Below are 26,690 nucleotides of genomic sequence, written 5' to 3' on the forward strand. Positions count from 1 at the left end.
GGGCGTTACTAAGAACATTTCCTGGCTTTGAGGGGTTGGCTTACCTCGGAAGCGGTGGGACTGCACGGCTTGGGGTAATGCGGTAATGCGGTGGTGCGGTGCCGAACGAAGGGACAGGCTGTGGCCCGGCGACCGTTCCGGAACGGCACAACGCAAACCAAACCGTTTCTACCCAATCGTTTGGGTTGCGCTTGGAAAAAGACTAGGATGTGAGCTGGGTCTCGTCAACAAAATGCTTTGAGAGTTTTCATGCTTGAAACAATGGAGTTCAGCAAGGGGAGAAGTCGCTGATGCACGCTGAAGGAACAGGCCGCCGCCCGGTCACGCTCAAGGACCTGGCCGCCGAGCTGGGCATCCATCCCTCAACCGTTTCCCGGGTGCTTCACTCCTCGTCGGACGTCGCGCGGGGGGCGGCGTCGTCGGCCACGGCGGAGCGGGTGCGCAAGCTCGCCCGCGACCTCGGGTATTCCCCGGATCCGCAGGCGACAAGCCTGCGCACCCGCAGGACAAAGGCCCTTGGTGTGATCGTGCCGCGGCTGTCGGACCTCGTCCTTGCCACAATGTACGAAGGCGTTGAGGAGGCGGCTGCCGAGGGCGACTATTCAACATTCGTGATGAACTCCCACGACCGGGTTGACGAGCAGCGGCGCAAGGCCGAGATCATGCTGGCACGCAGGGTTGACGGCCTGATCCTCGGTGACGTCCACGCAGACAGCGATTTCATCCACGAGCTTCGCGCCCGCCACATCCCCTTCGTCCTCATGAACCGCAGGCACCCGGAGTTCCCCTCATCGACCTGCGACGACGTGATGGGCGGCGAACTAGTGGCCGAGCATCTGTGGAACAGCGGTCACCGGAGGGTGGCCGTGATTGCCGGAGAGCCCTACGCAAGCACCGCCGTCGACCGCACCTTCGGCTTCAGCAGCCGGTGGCGCGAACTCGGTGGAACCCTTCCCGACAAGGATGTGGTGTGGTCCAGGTTCGACACCGAGGGCGGCAGGGAAGCCGCCGAGACGATCCTGCGGCACGCGGACGGGCCGCCAACGGCCGTTTTCGCTGTCAACGACTTCGCAGCGATCGGCGCCATGGGTGCCTTCCGGTCCCATGGACTGGTGGTGGGGCGCGACATCGCAGTCGTCGGCTTCAACGACACGTCGCTGGCGGAGCAGCTTCCCATTCCCCTTTCCTCGGTGCGCTCGCCGATGCTTGAAATCGGCCGCCGGGCCGTGGAGATGCTGCGCCTGGTGATCAGTGGGGAAGAGGTTGAATCGGTCCGCCTGAAACCGGAACTGTGCATCCGTGAGAGCAGCGCCGCCGTACCCCAGCCGGCCGCGCAGCGCGCCTTCGCAGGCTGAAGGGTTGCCCCGGGATATGGTGGCCCGGCCCGGTTCAGGCTTCCGATTCGCCCCAGAGCCGCGAGCGTGCCTGCTTGCCCTCGGCCCGTGCAGCGAGCGCTTCATCGAGGTTCACTGCACGGAAGGCGGTCTTGGTGCCTGGCGCGCTGCGGGCCAGCAGGTCCATGTCGGCGCTGATCACCGTCGCGACCATGGCGTAACCGCCGCCGGAGACCGCGTCGCGGTGCAGCACGATCGGTTCCTTGCCGCCAGGGATCTGGATCGATCCGACCGCGTAGCCGGCGTCGACGATGTTCGAGGGATCCGAGCCCGCGCCAAAGGGTTGGTTGCGCGGCTTCCACTGGATGTCGGGGCCCGCATAGCGCAGCCCCGTGCGGTCAGCCACCGGGGTGAGGGTCCATGTTGCCGTGAGAAGCGTCTCGAGCCCCTCCTCAGTCAACCGGTGGTCGTAGAGCCCGGGCAGTACGCGGACCGTGACCTCTTTCCCGAAGGTGGGCCGCAGCGACTCATCGATCGTCGTCAGGGGCGGACGCCTCCCGTTGCCGACGGTGCCGACGGGCAGGGAATCACCGGCCTTCAGCGCCCTTCCCTCGAAGCCGCCGACCGCACCCAGGGTGTAGGTTGACCTGCTGCCCAGGACCACCGGGACATCGAACCCGCCCTGGATGGCCACGTAGTAGCGGGTGCCGCCGCGCAGCATCCCGAAGGACACCTCGTCGCCGGGGGCGAGATCAAGTCGCGAGAACTGCTCGCGCAGTTCCCCGTTCACCAACACATCAACCGGAGCGCCGGCGACGGCGACGACGGCTTCGACGTCGGTTGTGAACTTAGGCCCGAGGTAGGTGCACTCGAGCACCGCCTCGGCGGCGGAGTTGCCAACGAGCGCGTTGGCCATTTCCGCTGACAGCTGGTCCATCGCGCCGCCCTGGGGAATGCCGACGTTGTAGTAGCCGAGCCGCCCGCGGTCCTGGACCGTCGTCGCCAGGCCGGGTTCCGCGATCCTAATGGCCATGAAGGTGCTCCAGAAGCTCGTTGTTGTACGCGGTTGGGTCTTCGAGGGCCCGCTGGAGGTCGAAGACGACGGGGATCTGGCGGTACCGGTAGAGGCCGGCATCCACCTGACCCTGGATGTCCCGGTATTCCTCCTGGTTGACCGAACGGAACTTCACGATGTCTCCCGGCCTGAAGAAAATCATGAAGTCCTCGAAGTCGGGAAGGCGCTGCCCCGGGTCGAAGATCGGGGCGGCGGCGAGGCCGAACATCTGGTAGCCACCGGCCCCGCGGACCGAGTAGATGCACGCGAAGCAGCCGCCGTGTCCCACCGTCAGCGCCGGGGTGTCGGTGCGTGGGCTGAGGTACTTGGGCACTTCGAGCTGCTGCTCCTGCGGGACGATCTGGAACATGAAGGGAAGGCCCGCCACGAACCCGACCATCGAGACGAGCCAGGGGGATTCGTGGTGACGGCGGATGAACTCGGCGGGGGAGGAAAGGCCGTTCTCCTCGGCGGCGAAGTCGAGGTCGGTTCCCTCCGGACGCTGGTGGCCCTTCCGGAACCGGGCGCCGGTTTCGCGGGTGTACGGGTCGTCGTACCAGACCGGGACCTCGATGATCCGGGTGTCGAGGGTCTGGTGGGCCATGTGCGCCACTTCGTCCTCAACCTCCCGCACCACTGCCTCAAGCCGGGTGGGGTGGACCACGTCGGGGTTGAAGCGGATGAGCAGGGAGGCGTTCGCCGGGCAGATGTCGGTCACGCCGTCGAGGTTCCGCGAGGTGAGCAGGGTGGCCATTGCGTTTGCCTTGAAGTTCGCGGCAAGGCTCATCGCCTCGGCGATCTCCACGAAGAGGAACTCGTCTCCTCCCCACGTGTACCGCGCGTCGGTGCGCTGGACTGTTGTTTCGGTCATGGGCTCACTCCAAGGAGGTCGGGCGTCGTTTCGATGAATTTCGTCGAGTGCTCAACGTCCCGCACCTCGCGGCGCCCGAGCACCGCCTTCAGCAGTGGAAGCGTTGTCTTCACACCCTCGATCCGGAGCTCGTCGAGGGCACGCAGGGAGCGGGTGATTGTCTCGTCGCGCCGCGAATCCCAGACGATGAGCTTGGCCAGCAGGGAGTCGTAGAACGGGGCAACAGTCGATCCCGAGACCACACCCGCGTCGACGCGGATGCCCGGACCTCCCGGCCAGTCGAGCCGAGTGAGGGTTCCGGGGCTCGGCATGAAGTTGTTCTGGGGGTCTTCGGCGTTGATCCGGAACTCGAAGGCGTGGCCGGTGAACCGGACGTCTTCCTGGGTGAGGCGCAGGGTGCCGTCCCGGGCCACGAGGATCTGTTCGCGCACGAGGTCGAGTCCGGTAATCATCTCGGTGACCGGGTGCTCAACCTGGAGCCGGGTGTTCATCTCGATGAACGCCGCCTCGTGCGACACGGGGTCATAGAGGAACTCGACCGTGCCGAGGCCCCGGTAGTGGCACTGCCTTCCCAGCTCGATCGAGGAGGCAAGCATCTTTGTCCGCACCGCCTCGGGGATTTCCGGCGCGGGCGCTTCCTCCACGACCTTTTGCTGCCGCCGCTGCAGGGAGCAGTCGCGGTCTCCGAGGTGGATGACGCGCTCGCCGTCGCCAAGGATCTGGACCTCGACATGCCGGGCGGCAGTGACGAACTGCTCGAGGTAGACCGACGAATCACCGAAGGCCGCCTGTGCTTCGGCCCGGGCCATGTCGACGGTTGAAAGGAGTTCCGCTTCCGCCGTGACGAGCCGGATGCCCCGCCCGCCACCGCCGGCAGCGGCCTTGACCACGAGGGGATACCCGACCTCGGCGGCAATTGCGAGCACGTCGTCGGCAGGGACGAGGACGCCGTCGCTGCCCCGGAAGGTGGGCACGCCCGCGTCCTTGGCGGCCTGCCGGGCGCGGGACTTGTCGCCCATGAGTTCGATGGCGCCGGGCGACGGGCCGATCCAGGTCATTCCGCTCTCGCCCACCGCACGGGCAAATGCGGCGTTCTCCGAGAGGAAGCCGTACCCGGGATGAACGGCGTCGCACTGGGTCGTCTTCGCCGCCGCGAGGACGGCCTCGGTGCTGAGGTAGCTCTTGGTTGCGGCAGCGGGGCCGATGACCTCGACCTCGTCGGCGAGCTCCGCGGCGTACGACTTCGCATCGGGTTCGCTCGCCGCGAGCACTGTGCGCAGCCCGAGCTCCCGGGCGGTGCGGATAATCCGGACGGCGATTTCGCCCCGGTTGGCGACGAGCAGCTTCTTCATCGTCATTGTTCTGCCACAACCGCTATGACGTCGCCGGGATTCACCGTGCCGGCGTCGTCGACCGCGAACCGTTCAAGGGTGCCGCCGACCTCGCTGCGGACCTCAGTAAACTGCTTCATGATTTCGACCATCCCAACCGTCTGCCCCGCTTCGATGCGGTCCCCCTCGTTGGCATAGGGCTCTTTGTCCGGGGCCGGCTTCCGGTAGAAGATTCCGGGGAGCGGGGAAATGATGTCAGCCATTCGATGAGTCCTTCCAACGGTGGGGCGTTTAGGTGTCCTTGGATGCTGGGGCGGTGGAGGCGGTTTCGGGAGAGAGCACGCCGCGTACGGCGGCAGCGACCTCGGGGGCGTTGGGAGCGTCGGAGTGGACGCAGATGCTGTCGAACTTGATCCGCAGCAGGGTTCCGTCGGAGGCTTCAACGAGCCCGTCCTCGAGGACCCGGCGCACGCGGGCGGCGGCCTTCGCAGGGTCGGTGGGTTCGGGCCGCCGCTGGATGAGCAGCTGGCCTTCCGGCCCGTAGTTGAGGTCAACGTAAAGTTCGCCGACGAAGGGGACGCCGAGGCTTTCGCACACAATCTGGTGCTGCGAACCGGCGATGCCGAAGAACGGGACGCCGTAGAGGGCCGCTACCTTTCCGGCGGCCTGCATCAGGTGATGGTCGCGGGAGAGCATGCCATAGAGCGAACCGTGGGGTTTGATGTGGTTCAGCTCGGCGCCCTCCTTGCGCAGGAAGGCCGTGAGGGCCCCCACCTGGTAGAGCATCAGGTGTTCCACCTCGTTGGGGGTCAGCTTCATCTCCCGCCTGCCGAACCCCACCAGGTCCGGAAGCCCCGGATGCGCACCGATGCCGAGCCCCCGCCCGGCGGCGGCAGACACTGTCTCGGCCATTGCGTCCGGATCCCCTGAGTGGAACCCGCACGCGAGGTTGATGACGTCGACGGTGTCCATGAGGGCGAGGTCGTTGCCGAAGGAGTGGATGCCGAGGGATTCGCCCATGTCGGAATTGATTGTGGGCGTCACTGCCTGAGTGACGCCATCTGGTGCATCAGTCATGCGACACACGATAAACCCGCATTCCGCGCCGTGACAGGGGGTTGGGTTCTTTGAAAATTTGGTGCGGATGTGCTGTTTTCAGCACCTTGTCAGGGGAGGGTCCCTTCGCAATCCCTTGGCTGCTTCGCGACCCAAGGCGGCGCCCACGGCAAGGAGGCCGTACGGGCCCGTCAGGGGACCCTGGGGTGCAGGGTGGGTCGGTAGATGAGTTCCTGGGTGCGACCGTCGAGGGTCCGATGCTCCACGAGGTCCAGGTCAAAGTCAGCCGCACCCTGAAAGACCGGGTTCAGGCCGGTCTGGCCGGTGATAACCGGAAAGAGTGTCACCTGGACGCGGTCCACCAGACCGGCGGCCATCAGCGCGCGGTTCATCGAAAGGCTGCCATGCGAGCGCAATGGCACATCCGACTGCTCCTTGAGCCGGGCGACGACGTCGACGGCGTCCCCGTTCACCACCGTGGCGTCCGGCCAGTCGAGGGGGTCCTGCAACGTCGTCGACACCACCGTCGCCGGCGTGTTCCACATCCGGGTGACCCATGGATCCCGCACCTCGGATTCCTCGGTGCTCGAGGCGAGCATTTGCACGAATTCGCGGAATGTGGTGGCGCCGAAAACCATCCGTTGTTCCTGTTCGTACAACGCGAGGCGGTGGTCGAGCAGTTCGGGGCCCTGCTTGCCCCAGTAGCCCGTCCAATCACCTCCGGCCGCGGCGTAGCCGTCGAGGCTTGAGAAGACGTCGAATGTGTAGGTGGCGGTCATGGTGCTTCCTTCAAGTTATCGATACGCCCCTGCTGGGTGGGTATCCCGGCAGGAAAAGTCCCGGTCGATGACCGTTTTCAGGTCAGCCAGCGCCACCATCGTGGCGGTTCGGGCACCGGCTCGGTCTCCGGCGCTGGTTCCTCGCCCAGGGCCCACGCTGCCTCAACGATGTCCTCCGTGGTAAGCGTCATCACGTCGTCACGGTCGAGAGCGTCAAGACTCCGGTCCTCGTCGAGGGAGAGCCTCAGCGCCTGCCGGTTGAGCGCCTGTTCGAACAATGTGCGGGCGAAGCGCGCGTTTCCGGAGTCCTCGCCGGCGTGGACACCGGCGAGGATGCGGCGCAGCATCTGGTCCGCGCCGGGCTCAAGCATGTACTCGTGCTGGGCCAGCATTTGGTTGAAGATCGTCTGGAGCGCCTCGACCGAGTAGTCGGGGAAGGTGATCTCGCGCGCGAACCGGGAGCGCAGGCCGGGGTTCGAGAGCAGGAACGACTCCATCAGCCGCGGATAGCCGGCCACGATCACCACGAGGCGGTGGCGGTGGTCCTCCATCCGCTTGAGCAGGACCTCGATCGACTCGGGTCCGAAATCCATCCGGCCATCCTCAGGGGAAAGAGAGTAGGCCTCATCGATGAACAAGACGCCGTCCAGCGCCCGCCGGATCACCCGGTCCGTCTTGATGGCGGTCTCGCCGACGTACTGCCCGACCAGGCCCGACCGGTCGACCTCCACCAGATGGCCCTTTTGCAGCAGGCCCACCGCGCGGTACATCTCGGCGAGGAGCCGTGCCACCGTGGTCTTGCCGGTGCCCGGATTTCCGAGGAACACCAGGTGCTGTGATGTGGCCACCTCCGGCAGGCCATGCGCCTTGCGGCGGGCCTGGACCTGTAGCAGCGCGACGAGCGCCCTTACCTGTTCCTTCACTGTCTCCAGCCCGACCAGCGCGTCGAGCTCGGCCTGCACCTCAGAGAGCGGCCGGGCCGGCCCGGGTCGCGCACCGAAGCGCTCACCTGCCAGGTCATCCACCCGCTCCGAACCCGGCAGCCTGAGCTGCTCCGCCAGATGGCCAAGCGTTTCGCGCAGTTCGTCAAGCGGATTGCGGCTGGCAGCCATGCGTTCCTCCTGTGACGGCTAGTGGACCGCGGATGAGAGATTCACGGTCGTTGGATCGGTGTGCTGGTCGGCATGGCTTGCGGTGAGGATGGCTCGGGCTCGTAGGTGCGTCTCACTCTAGTACTCCCTCCTCCATCGAGCTTCCCGATCGAGTTGTGTATTCGACAGGGGCGCGACAGCGGCACGGCAGCCGGTCCCGCCGGCAAAGATGCCGCATTCAGGGGATGCGCTCAGGACTCGCTGCGCGCGGCCCTTCGCGCTTCGATGATGCCGCGGGTTGTCCGGATTGCCGCATCGCTTGAGTCGAAGGTCCTTTGGGTGAGCGCGACAAACAGGCAGTCGACGACAAGCAGCTGGCCGATCCTGCTGGAGAGTGCACCGGGGCGCGGGCCACGTTCGTGGCCGGCGGCGATCAGGGCGAAGTCCGCCTCCCGGGCGAGGGTCGAATTCTCGGCGCCGGTCAGGGCGATCGTTACCGCCCCGCCCCCGGCCGCGGCCTCGAAGGTGCTGAGCGTTTCGCGGGTTTCCCCGGAATGGGAGACGGCAACCGCAACACCGGAGGAACCGAGGAGCACTGCTTCGGTGAGGGCGAGGTGGTTGTCGGCCGGGCTGTGACAGATGAATCCGGCGCGGGTGAGTTTCTGCTGGAGGTCGGCGGCGACAAGGCCCGAGGCTCCCATGCCGAAACTCAGGGACCGTGAGGCTCCGGCGAGCGCCGCCGCCGCGGCCTCAACCACGGCCGGGTCGAGGTGAGCCGCAGTTTCCCGGATCGCCTGCTGTTCGGCATGCGCCAGTTTGGCGATGACGTCTTCGATGGGGTCGTCCCTCGACACGGTTCCGGTGACGACCTCCGGTGCCGCACGCCGTCCAGACGCTGCTGCCAGGGCCAGCCGCAGCTGCGGGTAGCCGGAAAAGCCAAGCGCCTTCGCTGCCCGCACGATGCTCGCCCCGCTCACCCCGAGGGCCTCCTCAAGGCTCGACATCGTCGACCCGGCAACCCGGTCCGGGTCCTCGAGGATCAACCGGGCGATCTTCTGGGCGGCGGGCGGCATCCCCGGCAGCTTTGCCCGGATGCGAGCCGAGATTTCGTCGGGCCCCTCGCCGGGAAGAAGCTGGTGCGCACTGCTCATGAAGGTCCTCTCGGGCGACGGCGGGACTCCTACCATAGCGCCGCGGCAATCGGACGGCGGCACAGCCTCCCAATTGCCCGAGCGGCCCCCGCTGAAGAAACTTTTCACCAGAGTACAGGCATATGAAAATTGTTGATGATCGGCGTGTTCGCGTGGGCGATCGGTTGTGCGGAACACGGCGCGCCGATACCCCCGGCCCCGACTTTCCGGCCGGGCGGGAGGCGGGCGTCTTCCTAACCAGCCGTTGCCGCTGCCGCAAGGCGGGCATTGACGGCCCCGGCCGAGAATGTCTGGTTGATGACCATGTGGCGGGCACCCTGGAGGCAGGCGTCTTCGCCCAGCGCGCTGGTGGCGATCGTCAGTTCACGGGTGGCCAGGGGGACTGTCCGCTTGTACACGGACTCCTTGACCGCCGCCACGAAGGTCGGGCAGGCTGCCGGGATGGCCCCGCCGAGGACCATCACCGCGGGATTGAGCAGCGCAACGGAGGTGGCAAGCACCTCGCCGAGAAGGTGTCCTGCGGTTTCGGCGAATGCCAGCGCGGCGCTGTCGCGCGCGGCGAGAAGACGCAGCACATCCTGCGTGGTGCGGGTGTCGTGGCCTTCGGCGCGGAGCTTGCGGGCAAGCGCGCCGCCACTGGCTTCGGTGGCAAGGCACCCCGTTGCACCACAGGTGCACAGCTGCCCCTCCTGCCCGTCGGGAAGAACGCGGACATGCCCGATGTCGCCCGCGCCGCCTGAGATTCCGCGCTCGGGCTGGCCGTTGAGGATGATCCCGGCCCCGATCCCGGTGCCCACCTTGACGAAGAGCATGCTCGCTGCTCCGGGGTAATGGCCACGGGCTTCGCCCAGGGCCATCAGGTTCGCGTCGTTGTCTACCCAGACCGGAACCCCCAGGATGCTGCTGAGCCGTGAGGCAAGGGGGAAGTCGTGCCACCCGGGCATCAACGGCGGCATGTTGGGGCGCTGGCTCTCGAACCGGACCGGTCCGGGGATGCCCACCCCGATGCCTGCGATGTCTTGCAGGGCGTTGCCCGCACGGTCGACAAGCTCGCCAATCCGCCGCGCGATGTAGCGGGTTGCCTCCTCGGGATCGGTGTTCATCGGGAGGTCGCTGCGGGCATGGATCCGGATCTGGCCGCCGCCGTCGATCAGCGCGATGTGGATGCCGGAGATGCCAAGGTCAACGGCCACAACAAGCTGCCGGTCCTCGTCGAAGGAGAGAATTTTCGCCGGCCTTCCCGTTGTCCCGGATACCTGTCCGGTCTCGCGCAGGTATCCGGCAGCAAGGAGCTGGCTCATCCGCAGCGAGAGCGTGGAACGGGAAAGGCCGGTGAGGTCCTGCAGCTCTCGTCGGGTGCGGACCTGGCCGGAGCGCACGAGTTCGAGGATGGCACCTGCGGATGCCGGGGCCGGTTGGGCCAAAGGGATCATCCTTTCTCGGCGCCTGCCGTAAGTCCGCCGGTCAGCAGCCGTTCAGTGGAGAAGAACAAGATCAGGATCGGCAGGGTGAGGACGACGGACCCTGCCATCAACACAGTAGTTGGAATCTCGGCGCTGCCCGAAAGCTGCGAGAGGCCCAGCGACACAGTCCAGCTTTCGCGCCGCTCGACAAGGAAGAGCAGGGCGAAGAGGAACTCGTTCCAGGCGATCATGAAGATGAACAGCCCGGTGGCCATGATCGAGGGCATGACGAGGGGAAGGCTGATGCGGCGGAGCACTCCGAGGCGGGTCAGCCCATCGACGAGGCCTGCTTCCTCGACGGCTACGGGAACCGTTTCGAGGTAGTTGCGCAGCATGTAGATCGCCACGGGCACCGTCTGGGCGATGTAAACGAGCACCAATCCTACCAGGGAACCGCGCAGGCCGAGCCGGGTGAACAGGACGAACAGGGGGATGGCCAGGACGATCGCCGGGAAGAGGTAAGCGGCGAGGAACAGGGCATTGACCTGCCGCCGGCCGAAGAACGGCAGACGGGCGATCGCGTAGGCGCCGGGAATCGCGACGACGAGCGAGAGGATGACTGCGCTGATCGAGACGAACGCGCTGTTGGCGAGGAACGTGCCGAAGCCCTGGCCGCCGGCCTCCGTCGAGGCAAGGACCTGCTGATAGGCGGCGACAGTGAACTCGGCCGGGGCGACGAAGAGGGAGCTCGGGTTGCGCAGGAGCGCTTCGATGGGACGCACCGAGAGCAGGATCATGTAGTAGAAGGGAAGTACCGTCACGGCGAGAAGGCCGAAGATGACCACCCAGCGCGCGATGCGCAAGCCGCTGCGCTCGATCCGATCCCGGTTCAGCGGGGGACGGCGCCGGCGGGCGGGAGCGGGGGAGGTCTTGGCGTTCGTTTGCGCGCCGGGCGCGGTGAGTGCACTCACAGTCGTTCTCCTCTTTTGCGCATCATGAGTATGTAGACGGTGAGCAACGCCACCAGGACAAGGGCCAGCACGAGTGACTGCGCCGCCGCGGCGCCGACATTGCGCTGCACTGTCAGGAATTCGTAGACCCGCACGCTCGCCACGTCGGTTCCGGCTGCGCCTCCGGTCAGGAGGAAGATGTCGTCGAACTCGTTGAAGGTCCAGATTGTCCTCAGGACCGCGAGCAGCGCGATCACGGGGAGCAGCTGGGGCAGGATGATGTAGCGGAATCTCTGGAGCGGGCTCGCCCCGTCAACCAGTGCCGCCTCCTCGGTTTCGGACGACATTGCCTCGATCCGCGCCATCAGGAACAGGAACGCGAACGGGAAGTAACGCCACCCCTCGAAGGCGATAGCGGTGAGCAGTGCTGTGGGGATCGGGAATTCGGCGCCAAGAAACTCCAGTGACCGCTGGGCTTCGGAGAGGAACGGTATCGGCTCGTCCCACCCGAACACCGACTGGCCCAGCTCGTTGACGATGCCGAACTGGGGGTTGAGGGCAGTGCGCCACACGAAGGTCACTGCGACGACCGGGGCCACGTAGGGCAGGAGGAACGCGGCCCTGACGAGGGTGCGTCCGCGGAAGGGCCGGCGGACGGCCATCGCCGCGATGAGGCCGAGCCCGATGGACAACACAACCGAACCGGCCGTGTAGATCAGCGTCGTGCCAAGGCTCTCCCAGAAGGCGCTTGAGGTGAGCACCCTCTCGAAGTTCGCGAAGGTCAGGGGCTGGAACGGGCTGGCCGTCCCGATGTCGAGCAGCCTCAGCTTCTGGAAGGCAATCACCGTCGACCAGATCAACGGGAGGATGACGACGGCGAGGACGATGATGAGGGTGGGCGACATCAGCACCAGGCCGGTGCGGGCGTCGCGTTGTGACAGGGTCCGTCTGCGGAGAGTCGTGGCGGGCATAAGCGCTCCTTGAAGCGTGCGGGGGCCGGAGGCCCCCCGCACTTGTGGGTGTGGGGGCTACTCGCCCAGGTCGGCCTTGAGGTCTTCGGCTTCTTCCTGGGCCTGGGCGGCGGCGTCTTCGGCGCTGGTGCCCGAACCGACCATTGCCGAGAGGACCTGCGGGACGATGAACTGGCCTCCTACGGCTGAGGCAAGGGCGCCCTGATTCTGGGGGATGCCCCAGCGCTTGAACTGGTTGGTGCTTTCGGTGAGGTCCTTCAGGGTTTCGGCGGGGTAGACGGAGGAGAGCAGCGCGCGGGTGTCGACTCCGGCTTCGAGGGACTTCCAGGCATCGGTGTACTCGGTGGGGGACTCGGCCGTGCCCATGCGGACCGGCAGCTTGCCCTCGGGTGCGACGCCGAGCCATTCCTCATACCCGTCGCTCATCATGAATGCAACGAGGTCCTTGGCGGCTGGGGAGGCGTCGTTGAGGATGTTCCACGAGACGACCTCGCCGTAGCCGGCTCCCTCCGCACCGTCGGGGCCTTGGATGGTGCTGACGATTCCCGTGTTCTCCGCAAGGAAGGTGGGGTTGTCCTCGCACTCGGGGCAAGTGGGGAGGGCGTCATTGCGCAGTCCTGCCAGCTCATCCAGCATGAAGGACGACCAGACGGTCATCGCTGCCTCGCCGGCGAAGTAGCTGGCGCGCGTCGTGTCGGCGTCCTGGTTGCCGGGAACCGAATAGTCACGGATGAGGTCGGAATAGAAGCTGAATGCCTCATTGCACTGGCTGCTGTCCAGGCTGACGTTGGAGTCCGTGTCGACGAGCTCGCAGCCGTTCGCCAGGGCGAACTGCTCGAACGTCTGCTGGGTGAAGGAGTCTGCAGGCGCTGTTGCGGCAACGATGCCGGCCATCTCGTCGGAGTTCAGGGCCTTCGCGGCGGCTTCGATGGCTTCGTAGGTGTCGGGCACCTCAAGGCCTGCCTTTTCGAAAAGGTCCTCCCGATAGAACAGCAGCTGGGCGAACGCGTCGCTCGGGACGGAGAGCTGTTCCCCCTCGGCGGAGGTCAGTTCGAGGGAGCGGGGAGAGAAGGTGTCGGCCCCGAGCTCCTCCACCACCTCGGCAGCGGCCGCGCTGTCGAGAAGCCCATCGGTATAGAGCTGGTTCGTTCCATTCAGCGAAAGGGCACCGATGACGTCGGGGAGCTCTCCGGCCGCTGCCGACGAGGAGAGCACCGAGGTCAGCTGGTCCTCGGCGATGGCCACGAGTTCAACCTCGGTGCCTGAGCTTTCGGCGAACTTGTCGAGAATGGCCTGCTGGGCCGCCACCCGACCGGCGACGTCTTCCGTCGTCCACACCGTCAGGACGTTGTCATCCGACGAGGCGTTGTTCGAGGGTGCACAGCCGGTCAGGGCAAGGAGGGAGGTGAGCAGCAGAGACCCGGCCGCCATTCGTCGATTTAGCATGATTCTCTCTTTCGGTCAGGGATCGCGCTCATCACGCCGCTGAAGTAGTGCTCGACCGGGTCGCCATCGACTGATCCAATGACCGTGGAGCACAGGCTTCATCTAACACCGGGTTTTGGCCGATGGCAAGACGTAATCCCGGAACTATTTGGGTCAGTACTGGATAGCACGGTGATGTTTATGTACGAAAATCGTCAGAACCATGTTGCAATGCTCGAACGTTCTGCGTAGGGTCGTGCCCAGACTTTTACGTCACCGCAATGCGCGCCAACCGTTTCTACCATCGGGAATCGAATGCCAAACCTGATCTGCGTCCAAGAACAACACCTCCCCGGAACCACGATGATCGAAAAATGGGACGTCGCGCAGTCCTGGGGGTATGACGGCATCGAACTGCGCGGCAAGGGCAACGGAGAATTCCTGAGCCGCCTGCCCGAACTGAAGGCCGCGGCCAGGGCCGGCGTCGTCATGCCGACCGTGTGTGTCGATATGCTCCACTTCATCTGTGATTTCGACCCGGAACGCCGCAGGGACGCGAGGACCCAGATGCGCGACCAGCTCCAGGTCATCTCCGAGCTCGGCGGACGCGGGGCAATGACACCGGCCTCGTACGGACTGTTCTCGCGGCGGCTGCCGCCCTTCGAGCCTCCCCGCAGCGAAACCGAAGACAAGGCGGTCCTTGAGGACGCATTGGGTGAACTGGGCGCGTACGCCCACAAGCTGGGAGTGTCGCTCTTCCTTGAGCCGCTCAACCGTTATGAGGACTACCTGGTCAACCGCCTCGACCAGGCCGCCGCGCTCATCGAGGCAATCGGCGGCGAAGGCGTGAGTATTGGCGCCGACACCTATCACATGAACATCGAGGAAGCCGATCCGGCCGCCGCACTGCTCCGCGCAGCGCCCCACATTGGCCACGTCCAGCTCAGCGATTCGAACCGCCTCGAGCCCGGAGCCGGCCACGTTGACTGGGCCCTGATCGGCGCAACCCTGCAGGCCATCGGATACGACGGCCCCCTGGCCCTCGAAAGCCGGCTCTCGGACAAGGCCGAGATCGCCCTCCCCGCCGTTCCCCCCTTCATCCGGCGGTACCTGTGAGCGGGAACCTTGCCGCAGCGGCAACCACCGTCCTTGCGGGAAACTGGCGCGGCGGCTACACCGTCCCGGCGCACGGGCTCTACCCCCACCAGTGGAGCTGGGACTCGGCGTTCATCGCGATCGGGCTGCGCCACGTCTCGCCTCGAAGGGCCCAGCAGGAGCTCGACTCCCTGTTCGGCGCCCAGTGGGAGGACGGCCGCCTGCCCCAGATCGTCTACAACCCGCATAAGGACGACCAGTACTCACCCGGCGCGTCCTTCTGGCGCTCCAACGAAATTCCGGGATCCCCGGCGGTTCCCACCACCGGCCTGATCCAGCCGCCCAACCACGCCTGGGCGGCCCTGCTGGTCCACCGCGCCGACCCCGCTGAATCACAGCGGCGGACCTTCCTCGAACGCAGCTACCCCCGCCTGGTGCGCTGGCACGACTACCTCGCAGCCCGCCGATCCTCGTCGTCGGGACTGTTCTACGTCGCGCACCCGTGGGAGAGCGGAATGGACAACTCCCCATACTGGGACCAGCCGCTCAATGGACTTCCCGCGGCACCGCTCGAGACCATCCCGCGGCCCGACCTGCTCCACGCCGATGAAACCGAACGGCCCAGCAACGCCGAATACGGCAAGTATCTCTACCTCGCAGCGCGCTACCGGGACCACGACGCAGATGACACCCCGGAGTCCTCGCCCTTCCGGGTGACCGATCCTGCCGACAATGCCCTGTGGATCCGTTCGGAACTCGCGCTCGCCGAGATCGCCGATGAGCTGGGCGCCGATTTCTCGGTGCACCTGCGCCGGGCAGCCGAGCTCACCGCGGCGTTCGAGGGCCTGTGGGATGCCTCCCTTGGCTGCTACACGGCCCGCGATGAGGTCACCGGGGCCCTCCAGCCCTACCGCACCGTCTCCGGGCTGCTTCCCCTGCTGGTTCCCGGAATCGGGCACCGGCAGGAACTTCTCGAGACCCTTTCCTCCCCGCACTTCAGGCTTGGCACCTCGGTGATGGTTCCCAGCCACGACCTCCTCGCCCCCACCTTCGACACCTCGCGGTACTGGCGCGGCCCCTCCTGGTTCAACACGGCATGGATGATCGCCACCGCCCTGCGCGAACAGGGCGAGGGCGCCAAAGCGCTTGCCCTTGCCGGGGACATCCAGCGCACGGCCCTGGCGAGCGGTTTCAGCGAATACGTCGACCCCTTCACCGGGGAAGGACACGGAACCCGGCGGTTCAGCTGGACGGCAGCGCTCGCCCTCGACCTGCACGCCACCAACGCCCCGGAACCGCAGACATGACCGGGCAGCGGCTTTCCCTGACAATCTGGAACGAGTTCCTCCACGAACGCGAGGAGGAGCCCGTCCGAGAGATCTACCCCTCCGGGATCCACGGCGCGCTGAAGGACGGCCTCGGCGCCATCCTGCCCGGGGCCTCGATCCGGACCGCCACGCTCAACGAACCGGACCACGGGCTCAGCGAGGAGGTGCTTGCCGGCACCGACGTCCTGTTCTGGTGGGGACACAAGGCCCACGACGACGTCAGCGACGCCGTCGTCCAGCGGGTAAAGGAGCATGTCCTTGCCGGAATGGGACTGATCGTCCTTCATTCGGGGCACTTCTCGAAGATCTTCAAGGACCTCATGGGAACGACCTGCTCCCTGCAGTGGCGGAACGACGGCGACAGGGAGCTGGTGTGGACAGTGACGCCGCACCACCCCATCACCCTGGGCATCGAAAGCCCCCTCGTCCTTTCCGCCCACGAGACCTACGGGGAAGTCTTCGACGTCCCCGCGCCGGAGGAGCTTGTCTTCATCAGCGCCTTCGAAGGCGGAGAGGTCTTCCGGTCCGGAATGACCTACACCCGCGGGCGCGGGAAAATCTTCTATTTCAGCCCCGGGGACCAGAAGTACCCCGTCTACCACCAGCCGCAGATCCTGAAGGTCCTGGCGAACGCCGCCCAGTGGGCGCGGCCGGCAGGCCCGCGGAACCCTCCCGCAGTCGTCCACTCGATCAACCAGCACCACTTCAGACAGGGCTGATCCCGCCCCGCCGTACGACCCGGATCTGCCGCACCACCGAGCCACCCGACCCCCACCACCCGGAACGGCACTGCACCGAACGGCGCAGCACCTAACGCCCACCCGAGACCGAACCCCCACCCGGGCCGCAGCCGCCGCACCAGCATCACCCCGCAACCCCAGGAGAAATCCAATGCCAAAGATGGTCAGCTTCACCTCCCCGTTCAATGCCGAGCTTGTCGAGGAGGAGGCCCGGCCGCTCGGGCCAAACGACGTCCGCATCCGGACCCTCTACTCGGGCATCTCCGCCGGCACCGAGCTCACCGCGTACCGCGGCAGCATGCCAACCCTCTACAAGACGTGGAATCCCGAACTCCGCCTGTTCGTCGACGGCGAGGCGAAGGTCGAGTACCCCGTCAACGGCTGGGGCTACGAGGAGGTCGGTGAGGTTGTTGAGCTCGGCAAGGACGTTCCGGCGACAACCCCCGGCATCTCCGTGGGAGACCGCATCTGGGGCACCTGGGGCCACCGCACCGAAACCGTGCAGGACGCCGCCTTCGCAGCTCAGCGGATCCTCGCCGCACACGCTGACCCCCGCATCGGCATGTTCTCCCACATTGGCGCGATCGGGCTCAACGTCGTCCTCGACGCCGACATCCACATCGGCGAGACCGTCGCTGTTTTCGGCCTCGGCGTGCCCGGCCAGATCGCGGCCCAGTTCGCCCGCCTCAACGGTGCCCGCGTGATCGCAGTCGACGGCATTGCCAGCCGGCGCGCCCTGGCCCAGGAGCTCGGCGCCGACATCGTCCTTGACCCCGCCGACGGATCCGCCGCAGCCGCCATCCGCGACCTCACCGGAGGCCGCGGCGCCGACGTCGCCCTCGAAGTGACCGGAAACTACAGGGCGCTGCACGAGGCAATCCGCGCCGTTGCCTACAGCTCGCGCGTCTGCGCTGCGGGGTTCATGCAGGGGGAAGGCAAGGGACTGTTCCTCGGCGAGGAATTCCACCACAACCGGGTACAGGTAATCTCCTCGCAGATCTCCGGTGTCGCACCGGCACTCCAGCACCGCTGGGACCGCTACCGGCTGAACCGCACGGCAATCGACCTCGCCAGCGCAGGCCGCCTCCACCTCACGGAACTCATCTCGCACACCCTGCCGGTCCAGAAGGCGGCCGAAGCCTTCGAAATGCTCGACAAGACACCGCAGGACGCCCTGCAGGTTGTCCTGAGTTTCGAGGACGGCAAGTGAGCGATCCGGCCGTGAAGCCTGCCCTGCGGATCGGGATGGTCGGGCACGCGTTCATGGGCGCGGCCCACTCCCACGCCTGGCGGACTGCTCCCCATGCCTTCGACCTGCCGCTTGAACCGGAGCTCACGGCGCTCGCCGGCCGCAACGAGCGCAGCGTGAGCGCCGCCGCGGCGAAACTGGGGTGGAAGTCAACGGAGTCGGACTGGCGCGCACTCATCGAGCGGGACGACATCGACCTCATCGACATCTGCTCCCCTGGCGCAACCCACGCCGAGATCGCGGTCGCCGCACTCAACGCCGGCAAGCACGTCCTGTGCGAAAAGCCCCTGGCCAACACGGTGAAAGAGGCGGAGGAAATGAACGCCGCTGCCGAACGGGCAGCATTGAACGGCGTCTACGCCATGTGCGGGTTCACCTACCGCCGGACCCCGGCCCTCGCGCTTGCCAAGCGCATGGTGGACGACGGCCGCCTCGGCACGATCCGCCACATCCGCGCGCAGTACCTTCAGGACTGGCTGAGTGATGAAAACGCTCCGACAAGCTGGCGGCTGGACAAGAGCCTCTCGGGTTCCGGAGCCCTGGGCGACCTCGGCTCGCATCTCATTGACGCCGCCCAGTGGGTCACCGGCCAGCAGATCACCGGTGTCAGCGCCCTCCTGAAGACGTTCGTGACGGAGCGCCCGACCGGCGGGGGAAACACCGGCGCGGACGGCGGTCGGGCCGTGGCGCCGGTGACCGTTGACGACGCCGCGCTCTTCAGCGCGCGCTTCACGGACGGCCCCGTTGGAGTCTTCGAAGTGACCCGTGCCGCCCTGGGGCGGAAGAACGCGATGCGACTTGAAATCAACGGCAGCGAGGGCTCGCTCGCTTTCGACTTCGAAAACATGAACTACCTCTCCTTCTTCGACGCAAAAGACCGGTCGAATGAGCGCGGATTCCACCGCATCATGGTCACCGAACCCGGGCACCCCTACCTCGAGGGCTGGTGGCCGCCCGGACACGGACTCGGGTACGACCACGCGTTTACAAACCAGGCAGCCGACTTTGTCCGGGCTGTCGCCGAGGGCCGCCAGCCCTCGCCATCCTTCGCCGACGCACTAAACGTGCAGCAGGTCCTCGGCGCAGTCCAGGACAGTGCCGCTGAAAGCAGCAGGTGGGTCGACGTGCCGGGGCCGCAGCACTAACACCGCCCACGAGGCGCCCTGCGCGGGCGGGCGAACGCGCAGGGCCGACTCGACCTCGTCGGGGCCAGCTTCAAAGCAATGGAAAAGGACTGTTGACAGCTTCCCTGTGAGCGGGGTTACAGTGGTTATGAAAAAATAGTTCCGCATTGCAGAAACATCGAATCAAGTCGATTCCGTCGATGGTCAAGGGTGTTCAGCGCTGCAGCGGAGGAACCAGGAAAGCTGACACCCGACCATGCGCTTAAACGAGTTCAATGACGCACCCGCCGACGCCGCCGCGGAACTGCTCCGGACCTGCTGCGACGTGCCCCGCTGGGTGAACGAAATCCTCGAGGCCCGGCCCTTCCCGACGACTGCGGCGCTGAGCGCCTTGGCCGCCACCGCCGCCCCCGACTGGTCCGCCGACGAGATGGACGGCGCCCTTGCGCATCACCCCCGTATCGGCGAACGTCCCTCCGGTGCCTCGGCGGAGGCCGGCCATTCACGCCGGGAACAGTCGGGCGTCGACACGTCGGCGGACACCGCGGCGCAGCTTGCCGCCGGCAACCGCGCCTACGAGGAGAAGTTCGGCAGGGTCTTCCTCATCCGGGCGGCCGGACGCTCCGCCCCGGAAATCCTCGCGAGCCTCAAGGCCCGCCTCGACCACACACCCGACGAAGAACTTCCGGTGATTGCCGGACAACTTCGGGAAATCGCGCTCCTGCGCCTTGAAGGATCGGTCACGCCATGAGCCAGGTCACAACGCACGTCCTCAACACCGGAACCGGAAGGCCGGCCGCAGGCATCTCTGCCACCCTCTCGCGCCGGAACGGCACGGGCTGGGAACCTCTAGCGCAGGGAACCACCGACGCCGACGGGCGCATCAAGGAGCTGGGGCCGGCCGAGCTTGGCGGGGGGACCTACCGGATCGACTTCGCCACCGGAGCCTACTTCGCCGCGGCAGGGGTTGAGACCTTTTTCCCCGAAGTGGCGCTGACCTTCACCGTCACAAGTCCTACCGAGCACTACCACGTACCCCTCCTGCTGGGTGCGTTCGCCTATTCAACCTATCGAGGGAGCTGACAATGACGTCTCAGAGCACCACTTCACCGACCACCGGTCGCAACGCAGCGCAGGGCACAATCCCGGGCGCAGGGGAGCCGGCACGCATCGTGCTGGGGCAGAACCAGTACGGCAAGGCCGAGGTCCGGCTGGTGAGGATCACGAGGGACACCGCCCGCCACACGATCGAGGACCTCAATGTCACCTCGCAGCTGCACGGTGACTTCGAGTCCGCCCACACCGAGGGGAACAACTCCCACGTTGTGGCAACCGACACCCAGAAAAACACGGTCTACGCTTTCGCCAAGGACGGCATCGGCTCGCCCGAGGCCTTCCTGATGCGCCTCGCCGACCACTTCACCTCGAACTTCGACTGGGTGAGCGGCGGACGATGGTCGGCCGAGCAGTACTTCTGGGACCGGATCTCCGACCACGACCACGCCTTCTCCCGGAACAAGTCCGAAACCCGCACAGCCGTGCTGGTTGTCGAGGGGGAGCGGAGGCATGTTGTCGCAGGGATCCAGGACCTCACCGTCCTGAAGTCCACGGGCTCGGAATTCTCCGGATTCCCGCGCGACCGCTACACCACCCTCGCCGAGACAACGGACCGCATCCTTGCCACGGACGTTACGGCCCGGTGGCGGTACAACACCCTCGACGTCGACTTCAACGCCCTGTACACCAGCGTGCGCGGCATCCTCCTCGACGCGTTCGCCAACACGCACTCGCTCGCACTCCAGCAGACGATGTTCCAGATGGGCAAGAACGTCCTCGAGGCCCATCCCGAAATCCAGGAAGTCAAGCTCTCCCTTCCCAACAAGCACCATTTCCTGGTCGACCTCTCACCGTTCGGGCTCGAGAACCCCAACGAAGTGTTCTTCGCGGCTGACCGGCCCTACGGGCTCATCGAGGCAACGGTCGAGCGCGAAGGCAGCACCGGCGAACCCGGAGTCTGGGCCCACGTCCCCGGCTTCTGCTGAACAAGGCCGGGATCAGGCTCCCGGCGCAGGCAACCATCAAGCGGACAAGGAAGTCAGCTATGAAAGCATTCAGCACCACTCGTAACTCAGCAAGTTCACGCCCCGAAGACGAAAGACTGCCCCTCGGACGGACCTTCACCTACGGGCTGCAGCACGTCCTGACCATGTACGGCGGGATCATAGCCGTCCCGTTGATCGTCGGATCCGCGGCCGGCATGGACTCGACAGAGATCGCCCTCCTGATCGCCTCCTGCCTCTTCATCGGAGGCGCCGCGACGATCCTCCAAAGCTTCGGCGTACCGTTCTTCGGCTCGCAGCTCCCCCTCGTCCAGGGGGTGTCCTTCGCCGGGGTCGCCACGATGATCGCCATCCTCAATGCCGGCGGCGGAATCCAGTCGGTGTTCGGCTCGGTGCTCGTTGCGTCGCTGCTGGGCCTGATCGTCGCGCCGTTCTTCGCGAAAATCATCCAGTTCTTTCCGCCCGTCGTGACGGGCATCGTGATCACCACGATCGGGCTGACGCTCATGCCCGTTGCCGCGAACTGGGCCATGGGAGGCAACCCTGCGGCCGAGAACTACGGCTCGCTCTCCAACATCGGACTCGCCGCCGGCACCCTCGCCCTCGTCCTGCTGCTCAGCAAACTGGGCAGCTCGGCCATCTCCCGGCTGTCGATCCTCCTGGCCATCGTCGGTGGAACGATCATCGCCGCAATCCTTGGGCTTGCCGACTTCTCCGGCGTGGCCGAGGGCGACGTCGTCGCCGTTCCCCGCCCCTTCGCCTTCGGCTGGCCGACCTTCGAAGTGGCGGCAATCATTTCAATGGTCATCGTGGTCCTCGTGACAATGACCGAGACAACCGCGGACATCCTTGCCGTCGGCGAGATCGCACGAACGAAGGTCGACTCCCGGCGCATCGCCGACGGCCTGCGGGCCGACATGCTCTCGAGCGCCGTCGCCCCCGTCTTCAACTCATTCACCCAGACGGCGTTTGCCCAGAACGTGGGCCTCGTCGCGATCACCGGGGTCAAGAGCCGCTACGTGGTGACGGCAGGCGGCGTCATCATGCTCGTCCTCGGGCTGCTTCCCATCCTGGCGCGGATCGTCGCCGCGGTGCCCACGCCGGTGCTCGGCGGGGCCGGGGTCGTCCTCTTCGGCACTGTCGCAGCCAGCGGTATCCGCACCCTCGCCAAGGTCGAGTACAAAGACAACATGAACCTTGTCATCGTTGCCGTGTCCCTGGCCTTCGGCATGATTCCGGTTGTCGCACCGACCTTCTACGACGCTTTCCCCACTTGGTTCAGCGTGATCTTCCACTCCGGCATCAGCTCGGCCGCGATCATGGCCGTCCTGCTCAACCTGCTCTTCAACCACCTGAAGGCCGGCAACTCAAGCCAGCAGTCGGTGTTCGCGGCAAGCCCGCCGCGCGTCGTCCGGGCCGAGGAGCTCCAGGGATTCCGGGACGGTGACTACTACCAGGACGGCAAGCTGATCGACGCCTCGGGCACCGAAGTTCCGGTTGTCGACGCTGCCCGGTACACGATGGTCAAGGAAAAGATTGACAAGGGCGAGATCCGCACGATCGACGATGTCCGCCGGGCCTGCGAGACCGACCATCCGGAGCAGCCCCGCTGATATCCGGATCGTGGAAGCCCACTTCCACGAGTTGTATAGTTTGCTCACACCGCTGAGGAGTGGAAAGCATGGACGGCACTACTGACGCTATCAACATCACGGTCAACGGCGAGGTCCGGCCCTGCGGCGGGGTCAACCCGCACGAGCGGCTGCTCGACTGGCTGCGCGCCGAAGGCCTGACCGGAGCCAAGGAAGGCTGCGCCGAGGGTGAGTGCGGCGCGTGCGCCGTGATGGTCGCCCGCCCCGACGGATCCGGGCGCACTCGGTGGACCTCGGTCAACGCCTGCCTGCCGCCGGTGCTGGCCTTCGACGGGCAGGAAATCCTCACCGCCGAGGGCCTCGGCACCGCGCCGGGCCCGCGCGCGGAGGAGGACCTCCACCCCGTGCAGCGGGAGATGGCGGACCGGGGAGGCTCCCAGTGCGGTTACTGCACCCCGGGCTTCATCTGCTCAATGGCTGCCGAATACTACCGCCCCGAGCGGGACGCAACGGGGTCCGGGGATCGGGTGGAGACCGGCACGGCGGTGGTCGGGGAGGAACATGCAACCGACCACGAGAGCGGGCCCAACGGGTTCGACCTCCACGCCCTCAGCGGCAACCTCTGCCGCTGCACCGGCTACCGGCCGATCCGCGACGCGGCCTACGCGCTTGGTGCCCCGGCGGAGAACGACACCCTGCTGCAGCGCCAGGAACGCCCGGCTCCCGACGCGCGGAACACCCGGGCAGGCAGCAACGGATCCCGGTTCGTGCGGCCGACCAGCATGGAGGAGCTTTTCGAGCTGCTCGAGCAGAACCCCGGCGCCCAGGTCGTGGCCGGTGCCACCGATGCCGGAGTCGACGTCAACATCCGGCACGTCCGGCCCCCAATGGTCATCGCCATCGACCGGCTTGAGCCGCTGCGGACGCTCACAGTCGGCACCGACCGCATCGAAATCGGGGCTGCGCTCACCCTCTCGGAAGCCGAGCGCGGGCTGGCCGGGCGGGTGCCGCTGCTGAACCAGCTGTTCCCGCAGTTCGCCTCACGGCTGATCCGCAACGCCGCGAGCCTCGGCGGCAACCTCGCCACCGGGTCCCCGATCGGTGACACCGCGCCGGCGCTGCTGGCCCTCGACGCGTCGGTGGTCCTCGCCTCCTCCGGAGGGGAGCGGGACGTGCCGCTCGCTGAATACTTCACCGGCTACCGCCAAAGCGTCCGAAAGCCCGGGGAGGTCCTGCGCGCGGTGCACGTCCCGCTTCCCCTCGCCGAAAGCACCGCCTTCTACAAGATCGCCAAACGGCGCTTCGACGACATCTCAAGCGTCGCCGTCGCCTTCGCGATGCGCCTCGACGGCGGCACTGTGGCCTCGATACGGATCGGCATGGGCGGGATCGCTGCAACACCGATCCGGGCCCTGCGGACCGAGGAGGCGCTCATCGGCCGGCCGTGGACCGAGGAAACCGCCACGGCGGCCGCCGCGGTGATGGAAACCGAGGGAACCCCGATCGATGACCTGCGGGCCAGCGCCCGCTACCGCTCGGCAATGCTCGGAAAGTCGATGCTGCGGTTCTACGCACAGACAAGCTCAGCACCCACCCTGGAGGTGACCCGGTGAAATCCCTTGCCGACCGCCCAATCAACCCCGTCGTCGGAGTGCCGGTCGCCCACGAGAGTGCGGCGTTCCACGTCACGGGCACAGCCCTGTACACCGACGACCTCCCCATCCGCAGCCAGGACGTTCTCCACGCCTGGCCGGTCCAGGCCCCGCACGCACACGCCCTCGTGAGCGCACTGCGCACCGGGGGCGCCCTGGCGGTCCCGGGCGTGGTCCGGGTCCTCACCGGTGCCGATGTGCCCGGCATAAACGACGCCGGAACCAAGCACGACGAACCGCTGTTCCCCAGCGAAGTCATGTACTACGGCCATGCCGTGTGCTGGGTGCTGGGGGACACCCTCGAGGCAGCACGGCTCGGGGCCGAGGCCGTCGAGGTGGACTACGAACCGCTGCCCTCGATCCTCACCCTGACCGAAGCAATCGAGCAGGAGAGCTTCCAGGGCGACCAGCCCACTGTCGCCCGCGGCGACGCCGACACCGCCCTGATGGGTGCCGCCCGACGGTTCAGCGGGGAGGTCGAGTTCGGCGGGCAGGAGCACTTCTACCTCGAAACGCACGCCTCCTTCGTCTACGTCGACGAGAGCGGACAGGTTTTCGTCCACAGCAGCACCCAGCACCCCACCGAAACCCAGGAAATCGTTGCCCACGTCCTCGGGCTTTCCAGCCACGAGGTGACGGTGCAATGCCTGCGCATGGGCGGGGCTTTCGGCGGCAAGGAAATGCAGCCGCACGGATTCGCCGCCATCGCGGCACTCGGCGCCACCCTGACCGGGCGGCCGGTGCGGCTGCGGCTGAACCGCACGCAGGACATCACCATGACGGGCAAGCGGCACCCGTTCGCCGCGACCTGGGAGGCCGGATTCGACGAGGACGGCAAGCTCCTTGCGCTGAAGGCAACACTCACCAGCGACGGCGGGTGGAGCCTCGACCTGTCCCAGCCTGTCCTCGCCCGGGCCCTGTGCCACATCGACAATTCCTACTGGATTCCCAACGTCGAGGTCCACGGCCGCATCGCCAAGACCAACAAAACCTCGCAGACGGCCTTCCGCGGTTTCGGCGGCCCGCAGGGAATGTTCGTCATCGAGGAAGTGATGGGCCGGTGCGCGCCGCTGCTCGGGCTTGAGCCAAGCGAGCTGCGCCGGCGCAACTTCTACCTGCCCGGTCAGGCGACCCCCTACGGACAGCCCGTCCGGCACGCCGAGCGGCTCCACATGGTGTGGCAGCAGCTGCTCAAGCGCGCCGACGTTGAGCACCGCCGTGCCGGAATCGCAGCCTTCAATGCGTCGCACCGCCACGTCCGCCGCGCGCTGGGCATCACCCCCGTGAAGTTCGGCATCTCCTTCAACCTCACAGCGTTCAACCAGGCCGGGGCGCTCGTCCACGTCTACAAGGACGGCTCGGTGCTGATCAACCACGGCGGCACCGAAATGGGCCAGGGACTCCACACGAAGATGCGCCAGGTGGCTGCGACGGCGCTCGGCGTTCCCCTTGAGACCGTCCGCCTCGCGCCGACCCGCACCGACAAGGTGCCCAACACCTCGGCGACGGCGGCGAGTTCCGGTGCCGACCTCAACGGCGCCGCGATCCGGAACGCGTGCGACCAGATCCGCGACCGCCTCGCAGAGGTGGCCGCCCGGAAGCTGAACATCCACCCCGCCGACGTCCGGTTCGACAACGGGATCGTGACGGGAATCGGCTTCACCGACCGGGACATCGCCTTCGCCGACCTCGTGAACGACGCATACTTCCAGCGCGTATCGCTCTGGGCGGCCGGGTACTACCGGACCGAAGGCCTTCACTGGGACGGCGCGCGCATGCAGGGCGAGCCGTTCAAGTACTTCACCTACGCGGCCGCGGTCTCCGAGGTGGAGGTCGACGGGTTCACCGGGGCCTACCGGCTGCTGCGGGCCGACATCGTCCACGACGTCGGTGACAGCCTTTCGCCGCTCATCGACATCGGTCAGATCGAGGGCGGCTTCGTGCAGGGCGCAGGGTGGCTGACGCTCGAAGAGCTGCGCTGGGACGTCTCCGACGGGCAGCGGCGCGGGCGGCTCGACACACAGTCGGCGAGCACCTACAAGCTGCCAAGCTTCTCCGAGATGCCTGAGGAGTTCAACGTCCACCTCTTCGAGCGTGCAACCGAGAGCGGGGTCATCTACGGATCCAAGGCGGTGGGGGAGCCGCCCTTCATGCTCTCACTGAGCGTGAGGGAGGCCCTGCGCGAAGCCGCCGGCGCCTTCGGACCCGGTGCCCGGACGGTCGAGCTGGCCAGCCCGGCGACCCCTGAGGCCGTCTACTGGGCGGTGGAGCAGGCACGGAACGCCACCGCGGAGGCCGACGGGGTCCGGGTTGAAGCTTCGGTTCCCGCATCGGCGCAGTGATATCTCCAGTGATATTTGCAGGGCGACATTTCCCGGGAGATGCAGGCCGGACGGCATGAACCGAGTGACCAGCTGATGTGAACAGAGTGATG

At 66.6% G+C, this 26,690-nt stretch carries 24 protein-coding genes; 12 read left to right on the forward strand and 12 right to left on the reverse strand.

Annotation, left to right across the window (positions count from 1 at the left end; genetic code table 11):
* The first annotated feature begins 290 nt into the window (after window positions 1-290).
* Window positions 291-1,355, forward strand: a complete 1,065-nt coding sequence (locus AC4D2R_RS04070; protein WP_490937760.1) for a LacI family DNA-binding transcriptional regulator — start codon at window positions 291-293, stop codon at window positions 1,353-1,355.
* Window positions 1,356-1,389: 34 nt separating this feature from the next.
* Here the strand turns inward: AC4D2R_RS04070 and AC4D2R_RS04075 are convergent, their stop codons facing one another.
* From AC4D2R_RS04075 to AC4D2R_RS04130, 12 genes are all read right to left on the reverse strand, one after another.
* Window positions 1,390-2,367: a 5-oxoprolinase subunit C family protein gene (locus AC4D2R_RS04075; protein WP_490937762.1), complete on the reverse strand. Its 978-nt coding sequence runs from the start codon at window positions 2,365-2,367 to the stop codon at window positions 1,390-1,392.
* On the reverse strand, window positions 2,357-3,259 hold the full coding sequence (locus AC4D2R_RS04080; RefSeq protein ID WP_490937764.1) for a 5-oxoprolinase subunit B family protein: 903 nt from the start codon (window positions 3,257-3,259) through the stop codon (window positions 2,357-2,359). Before AC4D2R_RS04080 ends, AC4D2R_RS04075 begins: the two co-directional genes overlap by 11 nt.
* Complete coding sequence (locus tag AC4D2R_RS04085) at window positions 3,256-4,617, reverse strand: acetyl-CoA carboxylase biotin carboxylase subunit (protein WP_490937766.1); 1,362 nt, start codon at window positions 4,615-4,617, stop codon at window positions 3,256-3,258. Before AC4D2R_RS04085 ends, AC4D2R_RS04080 begins: the two co-directional genes overlap by 4 nt.
* On the reverse strand, window positions 4,614-4,853 hold the full coding sequence (locus AC4D2R_RS04090) for an acetyl-CoA carboxylase (RefSeq protein ID WP_490901827.1): 240 nt from the start codon (window positions 4,851-4,853) through the stop codon (window positions 4,614-4,616). Before AC4D2R_RS04090 ends, AC4D2R_RS04085 begins: the two co-directional genes overlap by 4 nt.
* Before the next feature lie 28 nt (window positions 4,854-4,881).
* Complete coding sequence (gene pxpA, locus AC4D2R_RS04095) at window positions 4,882-5,667, reverse strand: 5-oxoprolinase subunit PxpA (protein ID WP_490937768.1); 786 nt, start codon at window positions 5,665-5,667, stop codon at window positions 4,882-4,884.
* A gap of 170 nt (window positions 5,668-5,837) precedes the next feature.
* Window positions 5,838-6,425, reverse strand: coding sequence for a dihydrofolate reductase family protein (locus AC4D2R_RS04100; protein ID WP_490937770.1), 588 nt, complete (start codon window positions 6,423-6,425; stop codon window positions 5,838-5,840).
* Between the two features lie 77 nt (window positions 6,426-6,502).
* Window positions 6,503-7,537: an AAA family ATPase gene (locus tag AC4D2R_RS04105; protein ID WP_490937772.1), complete on the reverse strand. Its 1,035-nt coding sequence runs from the start codon at window positions 7,535-7,537 to the stop codon at window positions 6,503-6,505.
* A 230-nt stretch (window positions 7,538-7,767) separates the two neighbouring features.
* Complete coding sequence (locus AC4D2R_RS04110) at window positions 7,768-8,667, reverse strand: MurR/RpiR family transcriptional regulator (RefSeq protein ID WP_490901831.1); 900 nt, start codon at window positions 8,665-8,667, stop codon at window positions 7,768-7,770.
* Window positions 8,668-8,900: 233 nt separating this feature from the next.
* Window positions 8,901-10,091: an ROK family protein gene (locus AC4D2R_RS04115; protein ID WP_490937774.1), complete on the reverse strand. Its 1,191-nt coding sequence runs from the start codon at window positions 10,089-10,091 to the stop codon at window positions 8,901-8,903.
* A gap of 5 nt (window positions 10,092-10,096) precedes the next feature.
* On the reverse strand, window positions 10,097-11,041 hold the full coding sequence (locus AC4D2R_RS04120) for a carbohydrate ABC transporter permease (RefSeq protein WP_490937776.1): 945 nt from the start codon (window positions 11,039-11,041) through the stop codon (window positions 10,097-10,099).
* Window positions 11,038-11,991: a carbohydrate ABC transporter permease gene (locus AC4D2R_RS04125; RefSeq protein ID WP_490901837.1), complete on the reverse strand. Its 954-nt coding sequence runs from the start codon at window positions 11,989-11,991 to the stop codon at window positions 11,038-11,040. The genes AC4D2R_RS04120 and AC4D2R_RS04125 overlap by 4 nt, the downstream gene beginning before the upstream one ends.
* 57 nt (window positions 11,992-12,048) lie before the next feature.
* Window positions 12,049-13,422: an ABC transporter substrate-binding protein gene (locus AC4D2R_RS04130; RefSeq protein WP_490937778.1), complete on the reverse strand. Its 1,374-nt coding sequence runs from the start codon at window positions 13,420-13,422 to the stop codon at window positions 12,049-12,051.
* 309 nt (window positions 13,423-13,731) lie between these two features.
* Here AC4D2R_RS04130 and AC4D2R_RS04135 point away from each other — a divergent pair, with 309 nt between their 5' ends.
* The 11 genes from AC4D2R_RS04135 to xdhB all read left to right on the forward strand — a co-directional run bounded on the left by AC4D2R_RS04135 (window position 13,732) and on the right by xdhB (window position 26,598).
* Complete coding sequence (locus tag AC4D2R_RS04135; RefSeq protein ID WP_490937780.1) at window positions 13,732-14,532, forward strand: sugar phosphate isomerase/epimerase family protein; 801 nt, start codon at window positions 13,732-13,734, stop codon at window positions 14,530-14,532.
* Window positions 14,529-15,818 (forward strand): MGH1-like glycoside hydrolase domain-containing protein, encoded by a 1,290-nt coding sequence (locus AC4D2R_RS04140; protein WP_490937782.1) that lies wholly within the window; start codon window positions 14,529-14,531, stop codon window positions 15,816-15,818. The genes AC4D2R_RS04135 and AC4D2R_RS04140 overlap by 4 nt, the downstream gene beginning before the upstream one ends.
* A complete protein-coding gene (locus AC4D2R_RS04145) occupies window positions 15,815-16,558 on the forward strand; it encodes a ThuA domain-containing protein (RefSeq protein ID WP_490937784.1) in 744 nt (247 codons plus the stop codon). Before AC4D2R_RS04140 ends, AC4D2R_RS04145 begins: the two co-directional genes overlap by 4 nt.
* A gap of 172 nt (window positions 16,559-16,730) precedes the next feature.
* Window positions 16,731-17,789 (forward strand): zinc-binding dehydrogenase, encoded by a 1,059-nt coding sequence (locus tag AC4D2R_RS04150; RefSeq protein ID WP_490937786.1) that lies wholly within the window; start codon window positions 16,731-16,733, stop codon window positions 17,787-17,789.
* A gap of 35 nt (window positions 17,790-17,824) precedes the next feature.
* Window positions 17,825-18,973, forward strand: a complete 1,149-nt coding sequence (locus AC4D2R_RS04155) for a Gfo/Idh/MocA family protein (protein ID WP_490938361.1) — start codon at window positions 17,825-17,827, stop codon at window positions 18,971-18,973.
* Window positions 18,974-19,208: 235 nt separating this feature from the next.
* Complete coding sequence (uraD, locus tag AC4D2R_RS04160; protein WP_490937788.1) at window positions 19,209-19,703, forward strand: 2-oxo-4-hydroxy-4-carboxy-5-ureidoimidazoline decarboxylase; 495 nt, start codon at window positions 19,209-19,211, stop codon at window positions 19,701-19,703.
* Complete coding sequence (gene uraH, locus AC4D2R_RS04165) at window positions 19,700-20,035, forward strand: hydroxyisourate hydrolase (protein ID WP_490937790.1); 336 nt, start codon at window positions 19,700-19,702, stop codon at window positions 20,033-20,035. Before uraD ends, uraH begins: the two co-directional genes overlap by 4 nt.
* 2 nt (window positions 20,036-20,037) lie before the next feature.
* Complete coding sequence (pucL, locus tag AC4D2R_RS04170) at window positions 20,038-20,994, forward strand: factor-independent urate hydroxylase (RefSeq protein WP_490937792.1); 957 nt, start codon at window positions 20,038-20,040, stop codon at window positions 20,992-20,994.
* Window positions 20,995-21,053: 59 nt separating this feature from the next.
* Window positions 21,054-22,625 (forward strand): nucleobase:cation symporter-2 family protein, encoded by a 1,572-nt coding sequence (locus AC4D2R_RS04175; RefSeq protein ID WP_490937794.1) that lies wholly within the window; start codon window positions 21,054-21,056, stop codon window positions 22,623-22,625.
* Between the two features lie 68 nt (window positions 22,626-22,693).
* A complete protein-coding gene (locus tag AC4D2R_RS04180; protein WP_490937796.1) occupies window positions 22,694-24,217 on the forward strand; it encodes a xanthine dehydrogenase small subunit in 1,524 nt (507 codons plus the stop codon).
* Window positions 24,214-26,598, forward strand: a complete 2,385-nt coding sequence (gene xdhB, locus AC4D2R_RS04185; protein ID WP_490937798.1) for a xanthine dehydrogenase molybdopterin binding subunit — start codon at window positions 24,214-24,216, stop codon at window positions 26,596-26,598. The genes AC4D2R_RS04180 and xdhB overlap by 4 nt, the downstream gene beginning before the upstream one ends.
* Window positions 26,599-26,690: the final 92 nt, after the last annotated feature.

Source organism: Arthrobacter sp. TJ-217 (genome assembly GCF_058269255.1).

What these genes read in the sequence shown, in the direction of transcription:
- AC4D2R_RS04135 (WP_490937780.1), top strand. Translation starts at nt 13,732, where the DNA reads ATGCCAAACCTGATCTGCGTCCAAGAACAACACCTCCCCGGAACCACG.
- uraH (WP_490937790.1), top strand. Translation starts at nt 19,700, where the DNA reads ATGAGCCAGGTCACAACGCACGTCCTCAACACCGGAACCGGAAGGCCG.
- AC4D2R_RS04080 (WP_490937764.1), bottom strand. Translation starts at nt 3,259, where the DNA reads ATGACCGAAACAACAGTCCAGCGCACCGACGCGCGGTACACGTGGGGA.
- pxpA (WP_490937768.1), bottom strand. Translation starts at nt 5,667, where the DNA reads ATGACTGATGCACCAGATGGCGTCACTCAGGCAGTGACGCCCACAATC.
- AC4D2R_RS04180 (WP_490937796.1), top strand. Translation starts at nt 22,694, where the DNA reads ATGGACGGCACTACTGACGCTATCAACATCACGGTCAACGGCGAGGTC.
- uraD (WP_490937788.1), top strand. Translation starts at nt 19,209, where the DNA reads ATGCGCTTAAACGAGTTCAATGACGCACCCGCCGACGCCGCCGCGGAA.
- AC4D2R_RS04100 (WP_490937770.1), bottom strand. Translation starts at nt 6,425, where the DNA reads ATGACCGCCACCTACACATTCGACGTCTTCTCAAGCCTCGACGGCTAC.
- AC4D2R_RS04070 (WP_490937760.1), top strand. Translation starts at nt 291, where the DNA reads ATGCACGCTGAAGGAACAGGCCGCCGCCCGGTCACGCTCAAGGACCTG.
- AC4D2R_RS04075 (WP_490937762.1), bottom strand. Translation starts at nt 2,367, where the DNA reads ATGGCCATTAGGATCGCGGAACCCGGCCTGGCGACGACGGTCCAGGAC.
- AC4D2R_RS04085 (WP_490937766.1), bottom strand. Translation starts at nt 4,617, where the DNA reads ATGACGATGAAGAAGCTGCTCGTCGCCAACCGGGGCGAAATCGCCGTC.
- AC4D2R_RS04110 (WP_490901831.1), bottom strand. Translation starts at nt 8,667, where the DNA reads ATGAGCAGTGCGCACCAGCTTCTTCCCGGCGAGGGGCCCGACGAAATC.
- AC4D2R_RS04105 (WP_490937772.1), bottom strand. Translation starts at nt 7,537, where the DNA reads ATGGCTGCCAGCCGCAATCCGCTTGACGAACTGCGCGAAACGCTTGGC.
- AC4D2R_RS04130 (WP_490937778.1), bottom strand. Translation starts at nt 13,422, where the DNA reads ATGGCGGCCGGGTCTCTGCTGCTCACCTCCCTCCTTGCCCTGACCGGC.
- AC4D2R_RS04150 (WP_490937786.1), top strand. Translation starts at nt 16,731, where the DNA reads ATGCCAAAGATGGTCAGCTTCACCTCCCCGTTCAATGCCGAGCTTGTC.
- AC4D2R_RS04175 (WP_490937794.1), top strand. Translation starts at nt 21,054, where the DNA reads ATGAAAGCATTCAGCACCACTCGTAACTCAGCAAGTTCACGCCCCGAA.
- AC4D2R_RS04145 (WP_490937784.1), top strand. Translation starts at nt 15,815, where the DNA reads ATGACCGGGCAGCGGCTTTCCCTGACAATCTGGAACGAGTTCCTCCAC.
- AC4D2R_RS04155 (WP_490938361.1), top strand. Translation starts at nt 17,825, where the DNA reads ATGGTCGGGCACGCGTTCATGGGCGCGGCCCACTCCCACGCCTGGCGG.
- pucL (WP_490937792.1), top strand. Translation starts at nt 20,038, where the DNA reads ATGACGTCTCAGAGCACCACTTCACCGACCACCGGTCGCAACGCAGCG.
- AC4D2R_RS04090 (WP_490901827.1), bottom strand. Translation starts at nt 4,853, where the DNA reads ATGGCTGACATCATTTCCCCGCTCCCCGGAATCTTCTACCGGAAGCCG.
- AC4D2R_RS04125 (WP_490901837.1), bottom strand. Translation starts at nt 11,991, where the DNA reads ATGCCCGCCACGACTCTCCGCAGACGGACCCTGTCACAACGCGACGCC.